At 73.0% G+C, this 19,584-nt stretch carries 14 protein-coding genes; 10 read left to right on the top strand and 4 right to left on the bottom strand.

The window, feature by feature from the left end; translation table 11 throughout:
• Positions 1-7 precede the first annotated feature (7 nt).
• Together NBZ83_RS05045 and NBZ83_RS05040 are read left to right on the top strand one after the other, a co-directional pair.
• On the top strand, positions 8-448 hold the full coding sequence (locus NBZ83_RS05045; protein ID WP_261565435.1) for a hypothetical protein: 441 nt from the start codon (positions 8-10) through the stop codon (positions 446-448).
• Positions 435-866, top strand: coding sequence for a DUF5130 family protein (locus NBZ83_RS05040; RefSeq protein ID WP_261565434.1), 432 nt, complete (start codon positions 435-437; stop codon positions 864-866). Before NBZ83_RS05045 ends, NBZ83_RS05040 begins: the two co-directional genes overlap by 14 nt.
• A gap of 84 nt (positions 867-950) precedes the next feature.
• Here NBZ83_RS05040 and pepN read toward each other — a convergent pair whose 3' ends face one another.
• On the bottom strand, positions 951-3,497 hold the full coding sequence (gene pepN / locus NBZ83_RS05035) for an aminopeptidase N (RefSeq protein ID WP_261565480.1): 2,547 nt from the start codon (positions 3,495-3,497) through the stop codon (positions 951-953).
• Between the two features lie 604 nt (positions 3,498-4,101).
• On the opposite strand from pepN, the gene NBZ83_RS05030 reads away from it, so the two are divergent.
• Genes NBZ83_RS05030 through NBZ83_RS05020 form a run of 3 tightly spaced genes read left to right on the top strand, consistent with a single transcriptional unit; the run spans position 4,102 to position 6,527 of the window.
• Positions 4,102-5,304 carry an AI-2E family transporter gene (locus NBZ83_RS05030; RefSeq protein ID WP_261565433.1) on the top strand — a complete coding sequence of 401 codons (1,203 nt, stop codon included), beginning with the start codon at positions 4,102-4,104 and terminating at the stop codon, positions 5,302-5,304.
• 46 nt (positions 5,305-5,350) lie between these two features.
• On the top strand, positions 5,351-6,019 hold the full coding sequence (locus NBZ83_RS05025) for a DsbA family protein (protein WP_261565432.1): 669 nt from the start codon (positions 5,351-5,353) through the stop codon (positions 6,017-6,019).
• Between the two features lie 19 nt (positions 6,020-6,038).
• Positions 6,039-6,527 carry a ribose-5-phosphate isomerase gene (locus NBZ83_RS05020; protein WP_261565431.1) on the top strand — a complete coding sequence of 163 codons (489 nt, stop codon included), beginning with the start codon at positions 6,039-6,041 and terminating at the stop codon, positions 6,525-6,527.
• Here the strand turns inward: NBZ83_RS05020 and NBZ83_RS05015 are convergent.
• Positions 6,470-6,928 (bottom strand): hypothetical protein, encoded by a 459-nt coding sequence (locus NBZ83_RS05015; protein ID WP_261565430.1) that lies wholly within the window; start codon positions 6,926-6,928, stop codon positions 6,470-6,472. The two genes, NBZ83_RS05020 and NBZ83_RS05015, sit on opposite strands and share 58 nt — an antisense overlap.
• Before the next feature lie 661 nt (positions 6,929-7,589).
• On the opposite strand from NBZ83_RS05015, the gene NBZ83_RS05010 reads away from it, so the two are divergent.
• The 3 genes from NBZ83_RS05010 to NBZ83_RS05000 all read left to right on the top strand — a co-directional run bounded on the left by NBZ83_RS05010 (position 7,590) and on the right by NBZ83_RS05000 (position 13,897).
• A complete protein-coding gene (locus NBZ83_RS05010) occupies positions 7,590-8,936 on the top strand; it encodes a dolichyl-phosphate beta-glucosyltransferase (protein ID WP_261565479.1) in 1,347 nt (448 codons plus the stop codon).
• 256 nt (positions 8,937-9,192) lie between these two features.
• Positions 9,193-13,266 (top strand): alpha-(1->3)-arabinofuranosyltransferase domain-containing protein, encoded by a 4,074-nt coding sequence (locus NBZ83_RS05005; protein WP_261565429.1) that lies wholly within the window; start codon positions 9,193-9,195, stop codon positions 13,264-13,266.
• 64 nt (positions 13,267-13,330) lie between these two features.
• Positions 13,331-13,897: a RyR domain-containing protein gene (locus tag NBZ83_RS05000; protein ID WP_261565428.1), complete on the top strand. Its 567-nt coding sequence runs from the start codon at positions 13,331-13,333 to the stop codon at positions 13,895-13,897.
• Positions 13,898-13,907: 10 nt separating this feature from the next.
• Here NBZ83_RS05000 and NBZ83_RS04995 read toward each other — a convergent pair whose 3' ends face one another.
• Positions 13,908-14,555, bottom strand: a complete 648-nt coding sequence (locus NBZ83_RS04995) for a hypothetical protein (RefSeq protein WP_261565427.1) — start codon at positions 14,553-14,555, stop codon at positions 13,908-13,910.
• Between the two features lie 574 nt (positions 14,556-15,129).
• On the opposite strand from NBZ83_RS04995, the gene NBZ83_RS04990 reads away from it, so the two are divergent.
• Positions 15,130-16,497 carry a condensation domain-containing protein gene (locus NBZ83_RS04990; RefSeq protein ID WP_261565426.1) on the top strand — a complete coding sequence of 456 codons (1,368 nt, stop codon included), beginning with the start codon at positions 15,130-15,132 and terminating at the stop codon, positions 16,495-16,497.
• A gap of 53 nt (positions 16,498-16,550) precedes the next feature.
• Here NBZ83_RS04990 and NBZ83_RS04985 read toward each other — a convergent pair whose 3' ends face one another.
• The gene (locus tag NBZ83_RS04985) at positions 16,551-18,248 is read right to left on the bottom strand and encodes a glycosyltransferase family 4 protein (protein WP_438803288.1); all 1,698 of its coding nucleotides are present in this window, start codon (positions 18,246-18,248) and stop codon (positions 16,551-16,553) included.
• Positions 18,249-18,390: 142 nt separating this feature from the next.
• On the opposite strand from NBZ83_RS04985, the gene NBZ83_RS04980 reads away from it, so the two are divergent.
• Positions 18,391-19,584: MATE family efflux transporter (locus NBZ83_RS04980; protein WP_261574432.1), on the top strand; the 1,194-nt coding region annotated here is incomplete at its 3' end.

The following is a 19,584-nucleotide window of genomic DNA, read 5'->3' as shown; positions in this document are numbered from 1 at the left end:
TCGCTGCGTGACTCCACGTCAACCGCGCTGGTCCCGCTGGCTGCCCCTCGCCGGTATGATCCATTCGTCACGAGGGCCGGGCGCCCGTTCGGCGTCGCGGCGCGGCACCGCCCTGCGCCGGATGCTGACCGTCGGCGGCCTCACGCTCTTCACGCTGCCGGTTTTCGCGGCAGCTGCCTCCGCCGGGGAGATCGGGACCAAGTACAACCCCGATCCGCTCTCCGCCCTGCAGACCTGGGGGATCTACGGTGGGACCATCGTCGGCGGGTTCCTGATCGCGATCCTGTTCGCCGCCTGGTCCAGCCGCAAGAGCGGGCCGGCGCGCTACCGGCCGGGTCAGCCCTGGGAGCATGACGAGGTCTGGATCGGCACCAAGCCGGAGGAGATCGAGGGCGAGCGGGCCGAGAAGGCCGTCCCCGGCGCGGGTGGTGCCAGTGGCAACTGGTGAGGCGTTCACCTCGGAGCAGCTCGAGCGGCTGAACCGGGCGTTGGAACTCGCCCAGAAGCACAGTGGTGTCCGCTTCGGCGTCCGGCTCGGCTCGGTCCGCGGCGACGTGCGCCTCGCCGCGGAGCGGATCCTGTCGACCCTGGTCGAGGACCCGGCCCGGGATCCCGCCGTGCTGATCCTCGTCTCGCCGGGGCAGTGCTTCGTGCGGGTCGCCACCACACCCGCGGCCCGTAAGCGGATCAGCGACTCCGCGTCCGGCCTCGCCGCGCTCACGATGACCTCCAGCTTCTCCCTCGGCGACCTGGTCGGCGGTCTCACGACCGGCATCCGCCAGCTCGGCGAGGCGGCCGGCTCCGCCGCCCCCGGCAGCCTCGCCGGGGCCAACCCCACCTCCGCGGGCAGCCCCGCGGCCCACTGACCCGGCGTGCCCCGCCACTCGTGGCCTCGCTGACCGGCACACCCTGGATCGGGGCGTGCCGGTCAGCGGCGTCGAGCGGGCGTCCTACGCTGCGGCGGTGTCCTTCGCGCGGGCGGCCAGCGCCCGGACGAGACCGTCGCGGCCCTCGAGCAGGGCGCGGCGCAGCGGCGGGACCGGGTTGCGGTCGGCGACGTACGCGTCGACCTTCGCGACCGTCTCCGGCTCGATGACGGAGGACGGGAAGAGCATCTGGGTGATGGTCGAGGCCGTGTCGAAGCTGCGGCTCTCCCAGATCCCGCCGATCTCGTCGAAGTAGCGGTCGACGTAGGGCCGGGTCAGCTCGAGCTGGTCGGAGATCCAGAAGCCGCTCATCGTCGCGACGGCCAGGTGGTTGGACAGCTCGTCCGAGTCCATCACCGCGGACCATGCGGCGGCCTTGGCCTCGGCGCTCGGACGGGCGGCCCGCGCGGTGGCCGCGCGCTTCTCGCCGGTGGCGGTGCGGTCCCGGGCGAGCTCGGCGTCGATCTCCGCGTCGCCGTAGACGCCACGCGCGACGAGCTGCGTCAGCAACGTCCAGCGCAGCTCGGTGTCGAGGACGAGACCCTCGATGACGTCGGTGCCCTCGAACAGTGCCCGCACCCGGGCCACCTGCTCGGCGTCCTCCGCCCGCGCGAACGTGGTCGTGTAGACGAGCTGCACGTCGCTGCCGGGCGGCGCGGAGCGGGCCAGCTGCTCGGCGCGCTCGGCCAGCGCCCGCAGCGCGGGGGAGCGGTTCGCCGGCTCGCCGTAGGCGTCGATCGTAAGGTCGGCCTTGGCCAGCAGCGACTGGACCACGCCGATGTCGTCCTCGGCGGTCACCCCGGACAGCACGAGCCGGACGTAGTCGCGCGCGGCGAGCTCCGCGTCGCGGGTCATGTCCCACGCCGCCGCCCAGCACAGCGTCCGGGGCAACGACTGGGAGATCGCGCCGATCGACTCGACGAGGGTGGCCAGCGACCGTTCGTCGAGGCGGACCTTGGCATAGGTGAGGTCGTCGTCGTTGAGCAGGATGAGGTCCGGCTGACGGGCGCCGACGAGCTTCGGCACCTCGGTGAGCTCGCCGGTCACGTCCAGCTCGACGCGCTCGCGGCGGACCAGCGCGCCGGCGGCGTCGCGGTCGTACAGGCCGATCGCGAGCCGGTGCGGGCGCAGCGCCTTCGACGCGGTCGGCGGGGCGCTCGGCGGCTCCTGCACCACGTCGAACGAGGTGAACAGGCCGGAGGAGTCGGTGAAGAAGCGCGGGCGCAGCGTGTTGACGCCCGTTGTCTCCAGCCACTCGGCGGACCAGCTCGTCAGCTCCCGGCCGCTGGCGTTCTCCAGCTCGTCGAGCAGGTCGCGCAGGGAGGTGTTCGCATACTCGTAGCGGCGGAAGTACGTCCGCAGCCCGGCCAGGAACTCCTCCTGCCCGACCCAGGCGACGAGCTGCTTGAGCACGGAGGCGCCCTTGGCGTAGGTGATGCCGTCGAAGTTCGTGCGCACCGCGTCCATGTCGGGCGCGTCGGCGACGATCGGGTGGGTGGAGGACAGCTGGTCCTGCCGGTAGGCCCAGCCCTTCTCCGCATTGGCGAAGGTCGTCCAGCCGTTGGTGAACCGGGTGGAACTCACCTGCGCCAGCACCGACATGTAGGTGGCGAACGACTCGTTGAGCCACAGGTCGTCCCACCAGCGCATGGTGACGAGGTCGCCGAACCACATGTGCGCCATCTCGTGCAGGATCGTCTCGGCGCGGCGCTCGCGGCGGGCCTCGGTGACCTTGGCCCGGAAGACGTACTCCTCCAGGAACGTCACGCAGCCGGCGTTCTCCATCGCGCCGGCGTTGAATTCCGGCACGAACAGCTGGTCGTACTTGCCGAACGGGTACCGGTAGTCGAACACGCGATGGTAGAAGTCGAATCCGGCCCTGGTGATCTCGAAGATCTCGGCCGGGTCGAGGAACTCGGCCAGCGATCGCCGACAGTACAGCCCGAGGTCGATGCCGTCGTGGTGGTCGCGGACCTCGTGGTAGGGACCGGCGACGAGCGCGGTGATGTACGTCGACATCACCGGCGTGGTGAGGAAACGGATGGTGCGCACGCCGATCGCGGCCTCCGCGACCGCCGCGACCGCGCTGTTGGAGATGGCCGACCAGTCCGCCGGCACCGTCACCGTCAGCGTGAACGTCGCCTTCAGGTCGGGCTGGTCGAAGCAGGCGTACATCCGGTGCGCGTCGTACGTCTCGAACTGGGTGTAGAGGTAGACCGCTTCGTCGACGGGATCGACGAAGCGGTGCAGCCCCTCGCCGGTGCGCGAGTACACGCCGTCGCCCACCACGGTGAGCCGGTTGGACTCGGCGAGGTCGTCGAGCCGGATGCGCTCGCCGTCGAACACGGCGGCGGGGTCCAGCGACCTGCCGTTGAGCACGACCTCGTCGACCTTGGCGGCGGCGAGCTCGATGAACGTCGACGCCCCCGGCTCGCGGGAGGTGAACGTGACCGCGGTCGTCGTACGGAAGGTCCCGGGGCCGGTCGTCAGGTCGAGTTCGACGTCGTAGGACGCCACGTTGAGCAGGCGGGCGCGCTCGCGCGCCTCGTCGCGGGTGAGGTTGTTGGGCACCCGGTTCCTCTCGGCAGGCACGGACTTCTCGGCAGGCACGGACTTCTCGGCAGGCACGGACGCACGCTCGTTGCCGCGGGCCCAGTCTCCCACGCCACGGGCGGGACCGGATGCTGCCGGTGGAGGTGGTCCGCTCGGGCCACACCTGATCGCGTTCACCGAACCAGGCTCCGGATTGTGGCGATTCGTGCGGGGTAGGCCCTCCGTTGGCTGGGCCGGTGGGGCACGATGACGACATGTCCCGCACCCGCGGGCGGGAACGTCCGGGCGTGGACGTCCGTCCGAGGTGTCCGTGCGGGCGTCGCAGGCGGAAGGGGTTCGGGTGAGGCGGGTCGCCGGGCTGGGCCGTGTGCCCGTTCGTCGGCGTTCGACGGGATCCGGAACGGGCACCGTCGGCGTGCAACCGGGCTCGGACGGGAGCACGGCCGCCGGGCCGGGCGGCAGGTCGGCTGCGGACGGTGGTTCGGCCGGCAGGACCGGTCCGGCCACCGGCGACGGCTCGGATACCGGTGGCGATCCGGGCAAGGCCAAGGGTTCAAACGCTGACAGCAACACCGGTGCGGGTGGCGGCGCGGTTTCAGGGGCCGCGGCCATCGCGACGGGGGTGGGCACGGGCCAGCGGCAGGGGATCGTTCCCCGCCGGCTGCGGCTGCTGCGGGCCGCGCGGTCGGCCGGGCCGGATGCGCCGGACGAGACCGCACCGCCACCCGCCGACGGCGGCGCCGGTGCGGAGCAGTCGGCCCCGGGCCGCGCCGAGGAGCATGTCCCGCTGGCTCTGCGGGTCTCGGCCGGCTGGTCCTGGCGCCTGATCGTCACCGGCGCGGCGATCTACATCCTGTTGATGGTGGTCGGCCGGGTCCGGATCGTGGTCATCCCGATCATCGCTGGGCTTCTCATCGCCGCGCTCATCCATCCGCTGGCGCATCGGCTTCAGCGTCTCGGCCTGCCGCGGCTCGGGGCCGCGTTCGCCGCGCTGTTCATCTTCTTCGCCGTGCTCGCGGGGGCCGCCGTCGCCGTCGGGTTCAACGCCGCCAACGAGATCCCGACCGTCAGCGACCAGGTCAGCGAGGGCGTCGAGCAGATCCGCGGCTACCTGACCGACGGGCCGTTCCACCTGTCCCAGAACCAGCTCGATGATCTCGTCGACGATATCCGCCGCAACCTGGCGAACAACCGCGGCCGGCTGGTCTCCGGGGTGATCTCCGGCGCGTCGGTGGCCGCCGAGGTGCTCACGAGCCTGCTCGTCGCCCTGTTCTCGACGTTCTTCTTTCTCTACGACGGCGAACGGATCTGGAACTGGATCGTCACCCGCTTCCCGGAGGCGGCGGAGGACCGGGTGCGCGGCGCGGGCCGCGAGGCCTGGCACACGATCACCGGGTACATCCGGGGGACGGTGTTCGTCGCCGCCGTCGACGCGGTCGGCATCGCCATCGGACTGATCGGCGTCGGCGTGCCGCTGGTCGCGCCCCTGGCGTTGCTGACCTTCTTCGGCGGCTTCGTGCCGATCATCGGGGCGACGGTGGCCGGCGTGGCGGCCGTCCTGGTGACCCTCGTCTCGCAGGGGGTGACCGACGCTTTGATCATCCTGGGGGTCGTGCTGGCCGTGCAGCAGCTCGAGGGGCACGTGCTCCAGCCGCTGGTCATGCGCCGGGCTGTGCAGCTGCACCCGCTCGCGATCGTGATCGCCCTGTCCGCCGGTGGCGTGCTGGCCGGCATCCCCGGGGCGATCGCCGCCGTGCCGTTCGTCGCCGTGGTGAACCGGGTCGCGGGCTATCTGGCCGCGACCGGGAAGCGTACGCCGTCCTGATCGGTTCTAGCCCGGCAAGCGGAGCCGTCGATCGAGGAGACCATCCATGAGCACCGAGACCCAGTCCACCCCGGCGCCGACACGGGCGTCGGAGGCGACCGAGATCGATCCCGACACGGTCTTCGCCGACCTGTGGTTCGACCCGATGTGTCCGTGGGCGTGGCTGACGTCGCGCTGGCTGGTCGAGGTGGAGAAGGTCCGCCCGGTCCGGGTCCGCTGGCACGTGATGAGCCTCGCCGTGCTCAACGAGGGGCGTGACCTGCCCGAGCAGTACGTGGCGCTGCTGGCGAAGGCGTGGGGCCCGGTGCGGATCTGCATCGCCGCCGCCGAGCGGCACGGCGAGGGCATCCTCGCTGCGCTGTACACCGCGCTCGGCCGCCGCCGACACGTGGAGAAGGCCGAGCTCGACGAGGCGGTCTTCGTCGCCGCGCTGACCGAGGCGGGTGCTGATCCCGCGCTCGCGGCCGCGGCGACCTCGACCGAGTGGGACGCGAAGCTGCGGGCCAGCCACACCGACGGCATCAGCCGCGTCGGCATGGACGTCGGTACCCCGGTCATCGCGGTGGGCGACAACGCGTTCTTCGGCCCGGTCATCACCCCGGCACCCAAGGGCGCCGACGCCGGCCGGCTGTGGGACGGAGTGCTGCTGGTCGCCGGCACGCCCGGCTTCTATGAGCTCAAGCGCTCTCGGGAGACGGAACCGATCTTCACGTGATCAGGCATGATGGCGCATCATGCGCGTCCATCTAGGTTCTGACCATGCCGGCTTCCATCTGAAGGCGGCGCTCACCGAGCGCCTGGTGGAACTGGGCCATGCGCCCGTCGACCATGGTCCCGACGAGTACGACCCCGACGATGACTACCCGCCGTTCGTCCTGGCGGCGGCACGGGCCACCGCGGCCGAGCCGGACAGCCTCGGCATCGTCATCGGTGGTTCCGGCAACGGCGAGGCGATCGCGGCGAACAAGGTCGTGGGTGTGCGCGCGGCGTTGGTCTGGAGCGAGCAGACCGCCACGCTGGCCCGCCAGCACAACGACGCCAACGTGCTGAGTCTCGGTGCCCGGATGCACACCGTCCCCGAGGCGTTGGCGTTCGCGGAGGTCTTCCTCGCGACGCCGTTCAGCGGTGAGCAGCGGCACGTGCGCCGGCTGCGGATGCTTTTCGCCTACGAGCGGACCGGCGAGGTCCCCTCGGCGTCCGGCACCGCGTCCCCGGCGTCCTGACCCGCTGGCCGTCGCGGCGGGGCGGGGGCCGGTCGGGGTGCAGGTGCGGGCCGGCGCGGTCCACCCGCACGCCCGTCGGGCCGGCGCGGCGGCCGCGACCGGCCCCCCTCACCCCGGCCCTGCTCCGCCGCCTGTTCCTGCTCTGGTGCCAGCCCGTGCTCGGCCGTCGGGACAGCGGGGTCGGCTGTCGGAGCGGTTCGCTGGCCGCGGCGCAGCACCACCGCGCGTTCCGCCTCGACGAGGTCGTCCTCGCTGGGCCGGTCGACATCGCGCGCCCGCATCGCCGTCACCGGGGACAGCCGCGAGTGGCCGGCGCCGACCAGGCCGCGTAGCTGGGCGTCGGGATCGCCGGGGTGTGGCGGTCGCGCCCGCGGGCGGTCGGCGCGTTCCGATCGTGGCATGAGCCCTCCTTCGGCGGCCATCCCCGCGGTGCGGCCAGGCGGGCGCGGCGGCGGCTCATGGACCCGTCGCCCTTCTGACCATCGGCCCCGTGATCGTAATCGGTGGGCGGGGTGACACATCGGTCACACGCGCCGGATCGGGTTGGCTTCGACGGCCCGACCCGGCGATGCAACGCGATTTGCGGGCGGGCGCCTCGCCGCTGCGGCACGCGGCCGGGTGACGGGGCGGATTCCGCAAGGCCCGTCCCATGGTGATTCGGCGCCAGAGGAATGCTCCTGTAGTGCTTCGGGTGGCCTTTCCTTGTCACTCACGAGATCGGACGGATATCTGACCGTCCGGAGTTCGTCGCTTTCCGTGAGGATCATTTCCGCCTGCCCGACTCGCCGCCGCCGCCCCCCTGCCCGATCTGTAACACGGTGTCCGTATGCTGGGCGCCGCTAGGGGAGTGCCCGATAACCCTATGTATGGCCGATAAGTGCCTGATCGCGGAGTAAGGGGATGAGGTCGGGATGGCGGACTTTGGTGCACATACATTGACACTCTTGGTGAATCCCCTGAAACTGCATGCTGATCTCGTCCGGCCGTCACCAATCGCTGCGCCCTCGCTGGCGTCTGTCACCGGTCCCGCCGTCGCAGCCTAGGAGTTGAGTCTTGGACAGCGTGCCTGTGAGCGTCATCATCCCGGCCTACAACGAGGCGATGCGCCTGCCCGGTTCGCTGCCCCCGCTGGTGTCGGTGATGCGCAAGATTCCCGACGCGGAAGTGATCGTGGTCGACGACGGGAGTACCGACGGCACCGCCGCCGTCGCGGAGGAGCATCTCGCGGGGATGCCGGGCGGCCGCGTGCTGCGGCTGCCGTGGAACTCGGGCAAGGGCGCGGCGGTGCGCGCCGGAGTCTCGGTTGCGCACGGCGCCTCGATCGTGTTCATGGACGCCGACGGCGCCTCGGATGTCAACGATCTGCCGTTGTTGCTGGCCGCCCTGGAACACGCCGAGGTGGCGCTCGGCTCCCGTCGCATCGGCGACGGCGCGGTGCGCAGCAGCGGCCGCCGGGTCGGTAGCTGGGCCTTCAATCAGATCACCCGATCGTTGGCCAGCCTGGATGTCGCGGACACCCAGTGCGGTTTCAAGGCGTTTCGCGGGCAGGAGGCGAAGCTGCTGTTCAGCCTCGCCCGCTCGTCCGGATTCGGTTTCGACGTCGAGGTGCTCTCGATCGCCCGTTCGATCGGATATCGCATCGCCGAGGTCCCGATCCGCTGGGCGGAGATCCCCGGCGGCACGTTCCGAGTGACCCGGCACACGCCGGCAATGATCGTCGATGTGGTGCGGGCCCGCCGCTACCTGGGCCGCGCCGCACCCGGCCTCGTCGTGTCCACCCCGGCGCGCCCGCCGGCCGCCGGCGCGCCCGCGGGACCCGCCGCGGCCACCCCGCCGGTCGCCGCGGCGGACCAGCCCGGCACCGCGGCTCGCCGGGAGCCGGGGCCGGCGGGCGCGGCGTCGCCGGTCGTCCCCGCCAAGCCTGCGCTGGCTGTCCCGCCCGGTTCCCCCGGTTCCGCCGGTTCCGCCGGCTCAGTCCGGCGGGCGCCACTGTCGCCGCCGCGCCGCCCTCGGCCCGAGGCTGTCCAGCCGGCCGCGGCGCGCCGCGTGGACCCGGCGCCGGATGCCCGGGGCGCTGGTCCCTCCCGCACGGACCTGGTCGTGCTCGAGTCGGTCGCGGCGGCCGCCGCCGGCCGCACCTCGGACGACGGGGGTGCGGGCCTGATCCTCCCGGGTACCACGATGGGTCTCCCGAACCCGGGTGTGAGCAGGCTCGCGAGTCCCGGGGGCGCCCGCGCGCTTTCCGGGGGGACCGTCGACGAACCCGTCGTGACCATCCCGTCGCCGGGCGGGGAACCCGGCATCGCGGCCGCAGCCGCGCGCGCCGCGGCCCTCACAGCGCCGGTGGGCGGCGGCGACGGGTCAGTGTTCCCGGCGTCCGAACGGGACGGCGCAGCCCGCTCGTCATAGCGGATCCGCACCTGCCGGGGAAACGGGATACACCGGGCGCCAGCCGGCCAGGTGGGGCGAGATAGTCCGGTTCCGACACCCTGGATAAGGTCGGGCATACCTGCTCTCGACCCTGGAGTCAGCGATCCCTTCCCCCGTCGGCGGTCCCGTCGCGACAGCGACTGGTCCGCGCGCATCCCGGTCATCGGCCGCATTCACCTCCGCGCCCGCCTCCCCGTTGCGCGCCCGCCGGACCTCGCGGTGGCCGCTGCTCGGGATGGCGGTCGGTTACGCGGTGCTCTACCTGCTCCAGGCGCCCGGCCGGCTGACCGCGGACACCAAGCTCGACATCCCGCTCGACCCGTGGGGCTTCATGGGCCGGGCCACCCACCTGTGGAACTCCCTCGCCGAGTTCGGTTACCTGCCGAACCAGTACGTCGGATACCTGTTCCCGATGGGGCCCTTCTTCGGCCTGGGCAAGCTGGTCGGCCTGCCGCCCTGGGCGACGCAGCGGCTGTGGATGGCGTTGCTGCTCACCGTCTCGTCGTGGGGCGTCGTGCGCCTCGCCGACGCGCTGCGCCTCGGCGTACCCGCCACCCGGGTGCTGGCGGGGCTCGCCTACACCCTGTCACCGATGTTCCTCGGCAAGGTCGGGGCGACCTCCGTCGCTCTCGCCGGTGCGGCGATGCTGCCCTGGATCACGCTGCCGCTCATCCTCGCGCTGCGCCCCGACGGCGCTTTCGGCGCTGACACCGGCACGGCCGCGCCCCCCGACCTCGGGCGCGGGGACGCCGGCGGGCACGATCCCGCGGCCGACCCGACGCGGCGGCTGTCCCCCCGTCGCGCCGCCGCGCTGTCGGGCCTCGCCGTCCTGGGGACCGGCGGCATCAACGCCACCGTCACGCTCTGCGTGTTGCTCTGTCCGGCGGTGGTGCTGGTGTTCGCGGGCGGGACCCGCCGGGCGTGGGCGCTGCGGGCCTGGTGGGTGGTGGCGGTCATCCTCGCCTCGGCCTGGTGGATGCTGGCGCTTGTGGTGCAGGGCCGGTACGGGCTGAACTTCCTCCCCTACACCGAGACCGTCCAGACGACGACGGCGACCACGTCGGTCGCCGAGACGCTGCGCGGCGCGGCGGACTGGATGGCGTACCTCCAGCTGCCGCGCCCCTGGCTGCCCGCCGCGACCGAGTACGTCTCCCGACCGGTGCCGATCGTCGGTTCGGCGGCCGTTGCCGCGATCGGACTGTGGGGGCTGTCCCGGCCCGATCTGCCTGCCCGCCGGTTCCTGCTGGTGACGCTCGCCGTCGGCACCGTCTCCATCGCCGCCGCCTACCCGGGCGACCCGGGCAGCCCCCTGTCGGGTGCGGTGCGCGATCTGCTCGGCAACCAGCTCGGCTTCCTGCGCAACGTCTACAAGTTTCAGCCGGTGGTGCGGCTGCCGATCGCGCTGGGCGTCGGGCACGCGCTGACAGCCCTGCCGGCCCGGGTCCGCCGGGCCCGGGGCCGGTGGGACTGGGCGCGCCCCCGGGCCGGCGTGACGACGGCCGCCGCCGCGGTGACGGTGGCGGCGCTCGTCTGCGGCATGACTCCCACGCTGTCCGGCCGCGCGCTGCAGCCCCGCCCGTTCACCGCGGTGCCCGACTACTGGGCGCAGGCAGCCGACTGGCTCAGCGGGAACCCGCAGGGTGGCCGGACGCTGATCCTGCCCGGTTCGCCGTTCGCCGAGTACGACTGGGGCCGTCCGCTCGACGAGCCGTTGCAGTGGCTGGCGAAGACGCCCTGGGGGGTTCGAAGCCTCATCCCGCTCGGCGGCGCCGGGGTGACCCGGCTGATGGACGGCATCGAACGCGAGCTGGCCGCCGGCTCCGCGCCGGGGCTCAGCGACGCGTTGGCCCGGGCCGGCATCGGCCAGATCGTGCTGCGCAACGACCTGGAGCAGAAGGACTGGGACATTCCCCCGTCCACCGACGAGCTGCACCGGGCGCTGCGATCCTCCGGGCTGACGCCGGCCGCCTCCTTCGGCCCGCAGGTGCCCGCGCGTGCCTCGGCGAAGGAACGGCTCGTCCCGGCGTTGCGCAATCCCAGACAGAAGGTGCCGGCACTGGAGATCTGGACGGTGCCGACGGGCGCGAAGCTCGTCCAGACCTACGCCGCCGACGGAGCCGTCGTCGTCTCTGGCGGGCCCGAGGCGACGGTGCAGCTCGCCGCGCAGGGCCTGCTCGGCGCGGACCGGCCCGTCGTGCTCGCCGCCGACCTCGCCGATCCGTCGGCCTCGGCGACCGCGGCGGCGTCGACGAGCCCGAACGCCATCAAGGTCGCACCGCGGGAGGTGATCGGGCCGTCGACCGCCTGGGTCGACACGGACACCTTCACCCGCCGGGACAGCACCTTCGGCATCGTCCACGACGCCAGCTCGTATCTGCTCGGGCCGACCGGCAACGCCGTGGGCAAGGCCGGAGAGCCCAACCAGTGGGCCGAGGGCGACGTGGCGGGCCATCAGACCGTCGCCGGCTTCGTCGGCGGCCTGTCGGTCACCGCCTCCTCCTACGGCTACGACCTGCTTGCCGCGCCGGATTTCGCGCCTCCGGCCGCCGTCGACGGGTTCACCGCGACGGCCTGGACGGCGATGCGCAAGCAGGGCACCACCTCCGCCGGCCAGTGGATCCAGCTCGACGTCGGCCGCCGGATGACCGTGCCCTACATCGACATCCGGCTGCTGTCGGAGGGCTCGTGGCGACCGGCCGTGCGGGCGATGCGGGTGACCAGCGAGACCGGTGCCGTCGTGACCGACGTGTCCCCGGTGGAGGACATCCAGCGCCTCGCCGTCCCGCCGGGGCAGAGCCGTTGGTACCGGATCGGGTTCGAGCGTGTCGACCGGGAGAACGACGACACTCTCGGCGCCGGCATCCGGGAGATCAACGTCCCGGGCGTCACGTTCGACCACTACGCGCAGCTCCCCGACGACGTCGGCCGGCTGTTCGCCGGCGCCGACCAGGGGAACGTCGCCTTCTCGCTGGCCCGGCAGCGGGTCGACCCGGCGCAGCCGTTCGGCGGGTCGGAGGAGCTGGCGCTGTCCCGCCGCTTCGACGTGCCCCGGGAGATGACCTTCACCATCAACGGTACGGCGAGCTTCCTGCCGCCCCCCCGAGGCACCCCGGCCGCCGACGACGAGCCGTTGGTCGTCGACTGTGGCAGCGGTCCCGCCCTGGTCGTCGACGGCAAGCGCTACCCGTTGCGGATCACCGGGCGCAACAGCGACGTCACTTCGGTGCTGCCGGTGAAGGTGTCGCTGTGCACCGACGGAAGCCGCCTCACGTTGCCGGCCGGAACCCACCAGCTTCGCGTCGACCAGGGCCTGACCTCGATCCTCGTCGACTCGCTGGGGCTGGTGGGTACCGGACACCAGCCGGCCGGGCAGGCGGCGCGCACGACGGCGGTGCGCCAGTGGGGTGCGGAGCACCGGACCATCCAGATCGGGGCGGGCACGCGGGCGTTCCTCGCTGTGCGGGAGAACGCGAACACCTCGTGGACGGCGAAGCTCGGCGGCACCACCCTCACGCCCGTGCGTCTCGACGGCTGGCAGCAGGGCTGGATCGTGCCGGCCGGCGCCGGCGGCACCATCCTCATCGACAACGTTCCCGGCACGCAATACCGGCGCAACCTCATCGTCGGGTTGCTGCTGGTGGTCCTGCTCGTCGTGCTCGCCCTGCTGCCGGCCCGCTTCCGGCTGCGGCGGCGCTCCGACGAGAACGGATACCCGGCCTTCCCGCCCGTGCCGCGGGCGGCCCGTGCGACCGGCCTCGCGCGGTCGTCGGGGACGCGGCCTGCGGGGGCGGTGGCCGGGGCGGTATGGACCGGGCTGGCGATGGTGGCGCTTGTCCTGGTGGCCGGCCCGGTCGCCCTGGCGGTGCCGTTGTTGGTCTGGTTCGGGCGGTCCCGGCCGTGGGCGCTGGCGTGGTTCGCCGCGCTCGCGATGCTCGCCGCGGGCATCGGAGTCGCGGCGCAGCCGAACAGCCAGCCCGGATCGGGCCACGGGGCGTTCGGCGTGCCCGTGCAGGTGCTCGGCTCCCTGGCGCTCGCCGCGGTGTTCGCCTCCCTGGCGGTCTGGGGCTGGGAACGGCCCGCGGACCCGGACAGCCCCGGACCCGCAGACTTCACCAGGGACGGTGACGACCCGAGCTCCCGTGGCCCCGACGGCGGCCCGTACGGCCGAGGCTCGTACGGCCGAGGTCCATACGGCGGCCCGTCTGGCGGCCCTCGTGGCGGTCCGTATGACGCCGGTAGCCGGGGATCACGTGTCGGGAGGCGGACTTGGGGTGGCGATGTGCGGACCGGAAACAAGAGACTCGACTAGCGTCACCGCGCCACCGACAGTTCGGCGCTTGTCCGCCGTCCGTCTAAGAGGGAGACACCGGACCATGACAGCGGTTGTGAACGGACTCTCGCCCCAGCAGCCCGGACCGGTCCCCGCCTGCGCGCTGGGCGCCTCGGCACAGGTCGACTCGGGGTCCATCGAGCGGATGGCGCAGGCGATCCACCGCCGCTACCTCGAACACGAGCTCGGCGAGCGGCACGAGGCGGGCTCGCGTCCGGGGTTGCGGCCGTGGGCGGAGCTGGCCGAGCCGCTGCGGGAGGCGAACAGGGCGCAGGCTGCCTACTACGCGGCGATCGTGCGCAACCCCGACTGGTTGATCGTCTCCGCCGGGCCGGACGGCGACCCGTTCACCTTCACCGACGCCGAGATCGAGGAGCTCGCCCGCGACGAGCACGTGCGGTGGCGCCGGCACGAGGAGCGGCAGGGCTACTCCTACGGACCGCTGCGCCGCGACGCCGGACCAGACAAGCGGCACCCGTCGATGGTGGGCTGGGAGAAGCTCAGCGACGAGGACCGCGAGCGCGACCGCGACGTCATCCGCAACATGCCTGCCGTGCTCGCGCAGGCGCGGCTGCGGGTTCTGCGCCGGCCGGCCGCTGACGCAGGCTGAGCCGAGGGCGTCAGTCGAAGCCGTTCTCTCGCAGCCACCGGCGCCGCCGGCGGGCGAGCAGGAGCCGAATGATGCGGGGCCGGCGGGCGAAATCCTCTTCGAGGATGCGACGATGGACGGTCATGTCCTCGGCATATCGGAAGCCGTCCTCGTCCGTCGATTCGCGATAGCCCATCTCGACCAGATCCTGGGAGTCGGGGGTGCGGTCCACCCAGCCCAGCAGGAACGCGCCGGCGGCGGGGAACTCCGCCGCCGCGGCGGTGAACTCGTGGGATGGGTCGAGGAGCAGCAGGCTCGCCGTCCGCCAGAGCGGGGCGAGCGCGCGTAAGTCGTCGCGGTAATCCATGCTGCGCAGGCTGGCGAGCCCGACGGCCAGCAGCCCCAGGCGCAGCAGGCCGGGGTCGGCGTGGCGAACCGCGAGTGAGGCCATCCGCAGCCCGAAGGCCCGCAGGGTCTCCGCCTCCACCTCCGGGCGGACCAGTGCCAGGAGCTGCTCGAGACCGCTGCCGCGCCGCGCCTTGTTCAACAGCGCGACGATGGCCAGGTCGCGGTCGTGGGGAATCGCCTGGTCGGCGTAGTGCGTCAACAATCCGCCCATGAGGCAGACGAGGTCCGCGAGTTCGATCTGGTCCGACGGGCCCCTGTCGTCGCCGGTCATCGCGCTCCTTTCCGAGCGGGCACAGGTCGCAGCCGGCTGCGGACCGCGGACTGCGGACTGCGGACCGCGGGCGGGCAAGGTCGAAATCCTTCCAGGTCCCGACGATGATGACCAGTAGGTAACAGTCAGTGACAGGGTGCCCGTTTCGGGGCTGGGGGTAGTACGAGGGTGCGGGGCGCAGGTAGACCTTTGGGATTCGTTACGCCTCCGCGTTGACTACCCGGCGTGAGCATTGGGCCGGTCCGCGGGCGGAATCTACCGCTCGGACCGGGCCTGTTTAGGGGGCTCTGCCTGGTGATGTCGCGGTTCGTGGTGGCCCCGTGAGGAGGGGTCCGGCTGGGCCCGCAGCGGGTGCCCCGTGTCCAGGGTGGGCGATTTCGCCTGGTTACGCTTGACTAGCTCCTCGACGGCGACGCGCGCCATCGCCGTGAAACCGCGAGATCCCCTGCAGAAAGGCCGGCCTACGACAATGGGATTGGCGCAGGACGGCGGCGCTTCGGCACCGCCGATACCCGATCGGGTGTTGACTCCGGGTGAGCAAATTCTCGCCGCCTCGGACCGGGCAAGTGCGCCGTTGACCTGTGGACTGTTCGTCCAGACGACTGGGCGGCTGGACCCGGCGCGGCTACGGGCCGCAGCGTGGGCGGTGATCCGTCGTCATCCGATGGCCCGCGCCGTGCTGTACGGATCCCGCCAGCACGCCTGGCGGTTCGTCGCCGAACCGACGGCCGATCCGGTCGGCTTCGTCGACGACGGAACCGACGGGTGGCGCATCCACGAGATCCTGTCCTCGGCGCCGTTCGACCTGCGCCGCTACCCGCCGGTCCGGGTGGCGCTGGTTCGTCGGCCCGACGGCGACCAGCTCAGCGTGGTGGCCCATCACCTTGCCTTTGACGGGCTGCGGCTCGCCGCGCTCGTCGCCGAGATCCTCGACCACTACCGGGAGGCGGCTTACGACGGGGACCGCGACGGCGCCGTCGCCCCGGACGAGGGACACCGCGGCGTGCCGGCGGGCGTGCAGCCGCTGGCCCGCACCGGCGCGCCGGGCTGGGCCACGCTCGTCCGCCGGTCCGGGCGCTACATCACGCCGCTGGCGGTGGGGGGCGACGGCTACGGCTTCCACCCGCTGATCCTGGCGGTGCCGACCGGCCGGCGGATGCTGCCGGACGGTCGGCGGATGACCATCAACGACCTGCTGATCGGTGCGGCGCATCTGGCGATCGACCGGTGGAACTCCCGCCGGGGCGGGGGGTCCAGCCGGCTGCGGATCCGGATGCCGATCGACCTGGCGTCCTCGCCGTCGTCGGCCGCGTCGCCGTCGTTCCCCGCGTCGGGCGAGATCAGAGGCAACCGGACCGGCCTGAAGATCATCTCAAGCGAGGTCGCGGACCGGGTGGACGCGCTGCAGCTCGCCGTCCGCGTGGTGGAGCAGACCGGCTCGGCCAAGCAGGCCGTCCCGCCGGTCGTGCCGGGGCTCTCCGGCGCGCTCGGGGTCGCCGCGGCGCGATTCGTGCCCGGCCCGTGGCGCAGCACGCTGCTGCGCTGCGGGGTCGCGGCGGGGCGCCCGATGCTCGCCCCGACCGCCGCGGTGAGCAACCTCGGTCGTTTCGACGGCCTGGCCGGGGCCGCCGGGCTGCCGATCAGCGCCGTGTACTTCACCGGGACGGCCGGGATGCCGCAGGGGTTGTTCATCGGCGTTCTCGGGATGGGCGACAGCCTGTACGTGACGTTCGGCTACCACCGCCACCTCCTCGGCCCCGGCTCGGTGCCGGCCTTCGCGGATCTCTACCGGGCCGCCTTCGTCGAGCTGGGCGACACCGACGCCACCTTGCCGACGCCGGCGACCGCGCCGACGCCCGCCGTGGCCAGGGCACCGCGGCCGGACCGCGCGGCAGCCCCGGCGGTGACCACCCGCCGCGGCGGGGCCGTCCCGTCGCGCTGACGAGAGGCCGGGCGGTGCGCCGGTGGGCCGGACGCACCGCCCGGCCGGGACGTTCACCCGCGGCCGGCGGACACCTCGGTGGCCGCCCGCCGGGATCCGGCGGGCGGCGGTGCGTCGGCCCCCGACACCAGCTCGCGGCTCGTGGCAAGCAGCAGGTCCTCCCCGGTGCCGGGGCGCAGCCGAGCCTCGGCGGACACCCCAGCCCGGGCCAACGCCGCCCGCGCGGCGGCCTCGCCGGCGCCGTAGAGGACGGCGACCGCCTCGGCCCCGTCGGGATCCGGCCGATACACCAGGTCGGTGCGGCGCAGGGCGGGGCGGGGTGCGCCGGCCGGCAGCGTGAACGCGGCGTGGGTGAGCTCGTCGTCGACCCGGCGGCGATCGTGCGCCGCCCTCCCCCCGCGACCCGAGCCACGTGCCTGCGCCAGCCGGTCGATCTCGGCGGTGACCACCCGGGCGAGCAGCTCGGCGCCGGCGTCCCAGGTGAAGCCGGCCGCCCAGGCACGTGCGGCCGCGCGCAGCCGGGCCGCGGCGGGCGGATCGGCCAGCGTCCGCAGCGCCGCGCCGATCGTTCCCGCCAGGGGCACGCCCTCGTCGACGAGCCAGCCCGTCGTCCCGTCCCGGATCGCGTCGCGCAGCCCCGGCACCCGGAACGCCACCGCCGGCACCCCGAGGGCGGCCGCCTCCAGTACCGACAGCCCCCAGCCCTCTCCGTGCGAGGGGTTCACCGTCAGCCAGGCCGAGGCGAGCAGCCGGTCGCGGGTGGCCGCGTCGGTGTAACCATGCCACCGAACCACGTCGCCGTCGGGGGAGTCGCCGTTGCGGCCGTGGCCTTCCCCGAGGGCGCCGTTCGCGGTCGCGCTCGTCAGGCCGAGCGCGACCGCGCGGGCGACCAGCCGCTCCCGGTCGGGGCCGTCGCCGACGACATGGACAGTGAGGCCCGGATGAGCGGCGACCAGCGCCGGCAGCGCGTCGAGGAGCAGGTGCAGCCGCTTGTGCGGCACGAGCCGGCCGACGCAGACGATCGTCGGCGCCGCGGCGGGACGCCCCACCGCCCGGTCCGCCCCATCACCCGAGGACGCCATGCCGGCGGAGGGGACGGTGGCGGTCACGGCGGAGGGGACGGCGGCGGTCACGCCGTTGGGGACGAGGAAGCGCGGGCCGGGCAGGCTCAGCACCTCGCGCGCCTGCGCCCGGGTCGAGGGGGAGACGACGACCACCGGGCGGCGCCCGTAGACCAGCCGGCTGCCCGGCGCCTCCAGCAACTGCCCGACCTTGGCCACGGGGCCCGGGAAGTACAGCGGGAACTGCTTCTGGTGGACATGGTGCAGTACCTGGACGATCGGCGTGGACGCCGGCAGTACCAGCGGGCTGAAGAACGGGATCCCGTTCTGGCAGTCGACGACCGCGTCGACGCGGTGCCCGGCCCGCCCGAGGCTCGCCAGCCGGCCCAGCACGGACGGGTACACCCCGAAGGTGCCGCCGCCGCGGCGGACGTCCACCCCGGCCACGTGTTCGGCCACCGGGAGCGCCTTCCCCCCGTCCCCGGCCGGCCGGGAGGTCAGCAGCGTGACCCGCGCGCCGGCCGTCGCGAACCGCTCGGCGATCGACTGGCAGAACAGCTCGGCCCCGCCGGCCTGGGGGTGGTTCTGATCACGCCAGTTGAGGAATACCACGTGCCGGCCGGTGAGGGTGGACAGGTACCGGTGCTCCCCGAGCCCGGTGGGATGCGGCGTGCTGGGGCTTCCGATCACCAGTGGCGTTCCTCTCCGGCCGATCGACAGGGCTTAGCATGTTCGCCTGCAACCTACAGATGTCGGAAAAATCGGTAGCGCATACCATGGCCGGTGTTCCATCGCGGGTGATCGACGTGTTCCGTGCCCGGTGGGGAGATTGATGGCGAAGCCCTCGCGAGAGGCTGTGTCCGGCCTACTGGCCGGCCCGGCAGCCCTGGCGGTCGCCGGCATGCTCGTCAACGGCTGTAACCTGCTGATGAATCTCATCGTCGCGCGTACGCTGGATTCCGATTCCTACGGCGCCGTGTCCGTTCAGGTGAGCATCTTCCTGATCCTGTCCGTCGCCGGTAACGCCCTGCTCATCGCCGTCGTGCAGCATGAGACGTCAGGTACCGGGGACACCCGCCGCGAGCAGTGGTCGTGGATCCGCCAGCTGCGTGGTGCCTGCGGTATCGGGATCGTCGCCGCCACCGTCGCCGCCCTGGTGCTGTCTCGGCCGGCGGCGGCGCTGATGTCCTACCCCCACCCGGTGGCGATCGCCGAGGCCACGATCGGGGCCGCGCTGTGGACGCTGCTGTGTGTCGAGCGCGGCCTGATGCAGGCGCGTGGTGCCTACCAGCGACTGGCCGTGAACTTCGTGGTCGAGGGTTTCGTCCGGATCGGCCTGGTGATCGCCTTCGTCGTCGCGGGCATGGGGGTCAACGGCGCGGGGCTCGGCATCGTCATCGGTGTGGTCGTGGGCGCCGAACACGCGCGCTGGGCCGTTGCCCGCACCCCGCGGCTACCCCGTCCGGCCACCGCCCGCCGGTGGTCGGTGCCGCTGCCCGAGGACGGCGTCGCACCGGCCACCGGGCCGATCCCGATGCCGATCCCGGCCCCGCGGGCCAGCGCCCGCCAGAGCGTCATCGCCGACACGACCGTGGCGCTCGGCGCGCTCATCCCACTGGCCCTGCTCCAGAACATGGACGTCGTCATCGTCGGCTGGCTGGGCACGGACGGGGTGGGCGGTTACGCGGCGATCTCGACGGCCTGCAAGGTGCCGGTTTTCATCGGGCTCGCGGTGGCCAACTTCCTGCTGCCCGAGGCGGCCCGGCGGCGCAAGGAGGGCCGCGGGGCCGGGGCGACCCTGGCGGTGGCCCTGGCGTTCGTCGTCACGCCCGGCCTGTTGCTCGCCGGGATCGGCCTGGTCGGGGCGAACTGGCTGATCGGCCTGGTCTTTGGTCCCCACCTGACCGGTGCTGCCCCTGCGCTGTGGGTGCTGGCGCTGAGCATGACGCTGCTGGCCGTCACGCTCATGTTCACCACGTACCTGCTCGGTGCGGGGGTGCGTCGGGTGGTCGGGGTGCTGGCGGTC

It is taken from the genome of Frankia gtarii (genome assembly GCF_025403375.1).
In the GTDB taxonomy this organism is placed as follows: Bacteria; Actinomycetota; Actinomycetes; order Frankiales; family Frankiaceae; genus Frankia; species Frankia gtarii.
Note: the sequence above shows the minus strand (reverse complement) of the source record. Positions and strands in the feature narration are given on the sequence as shown.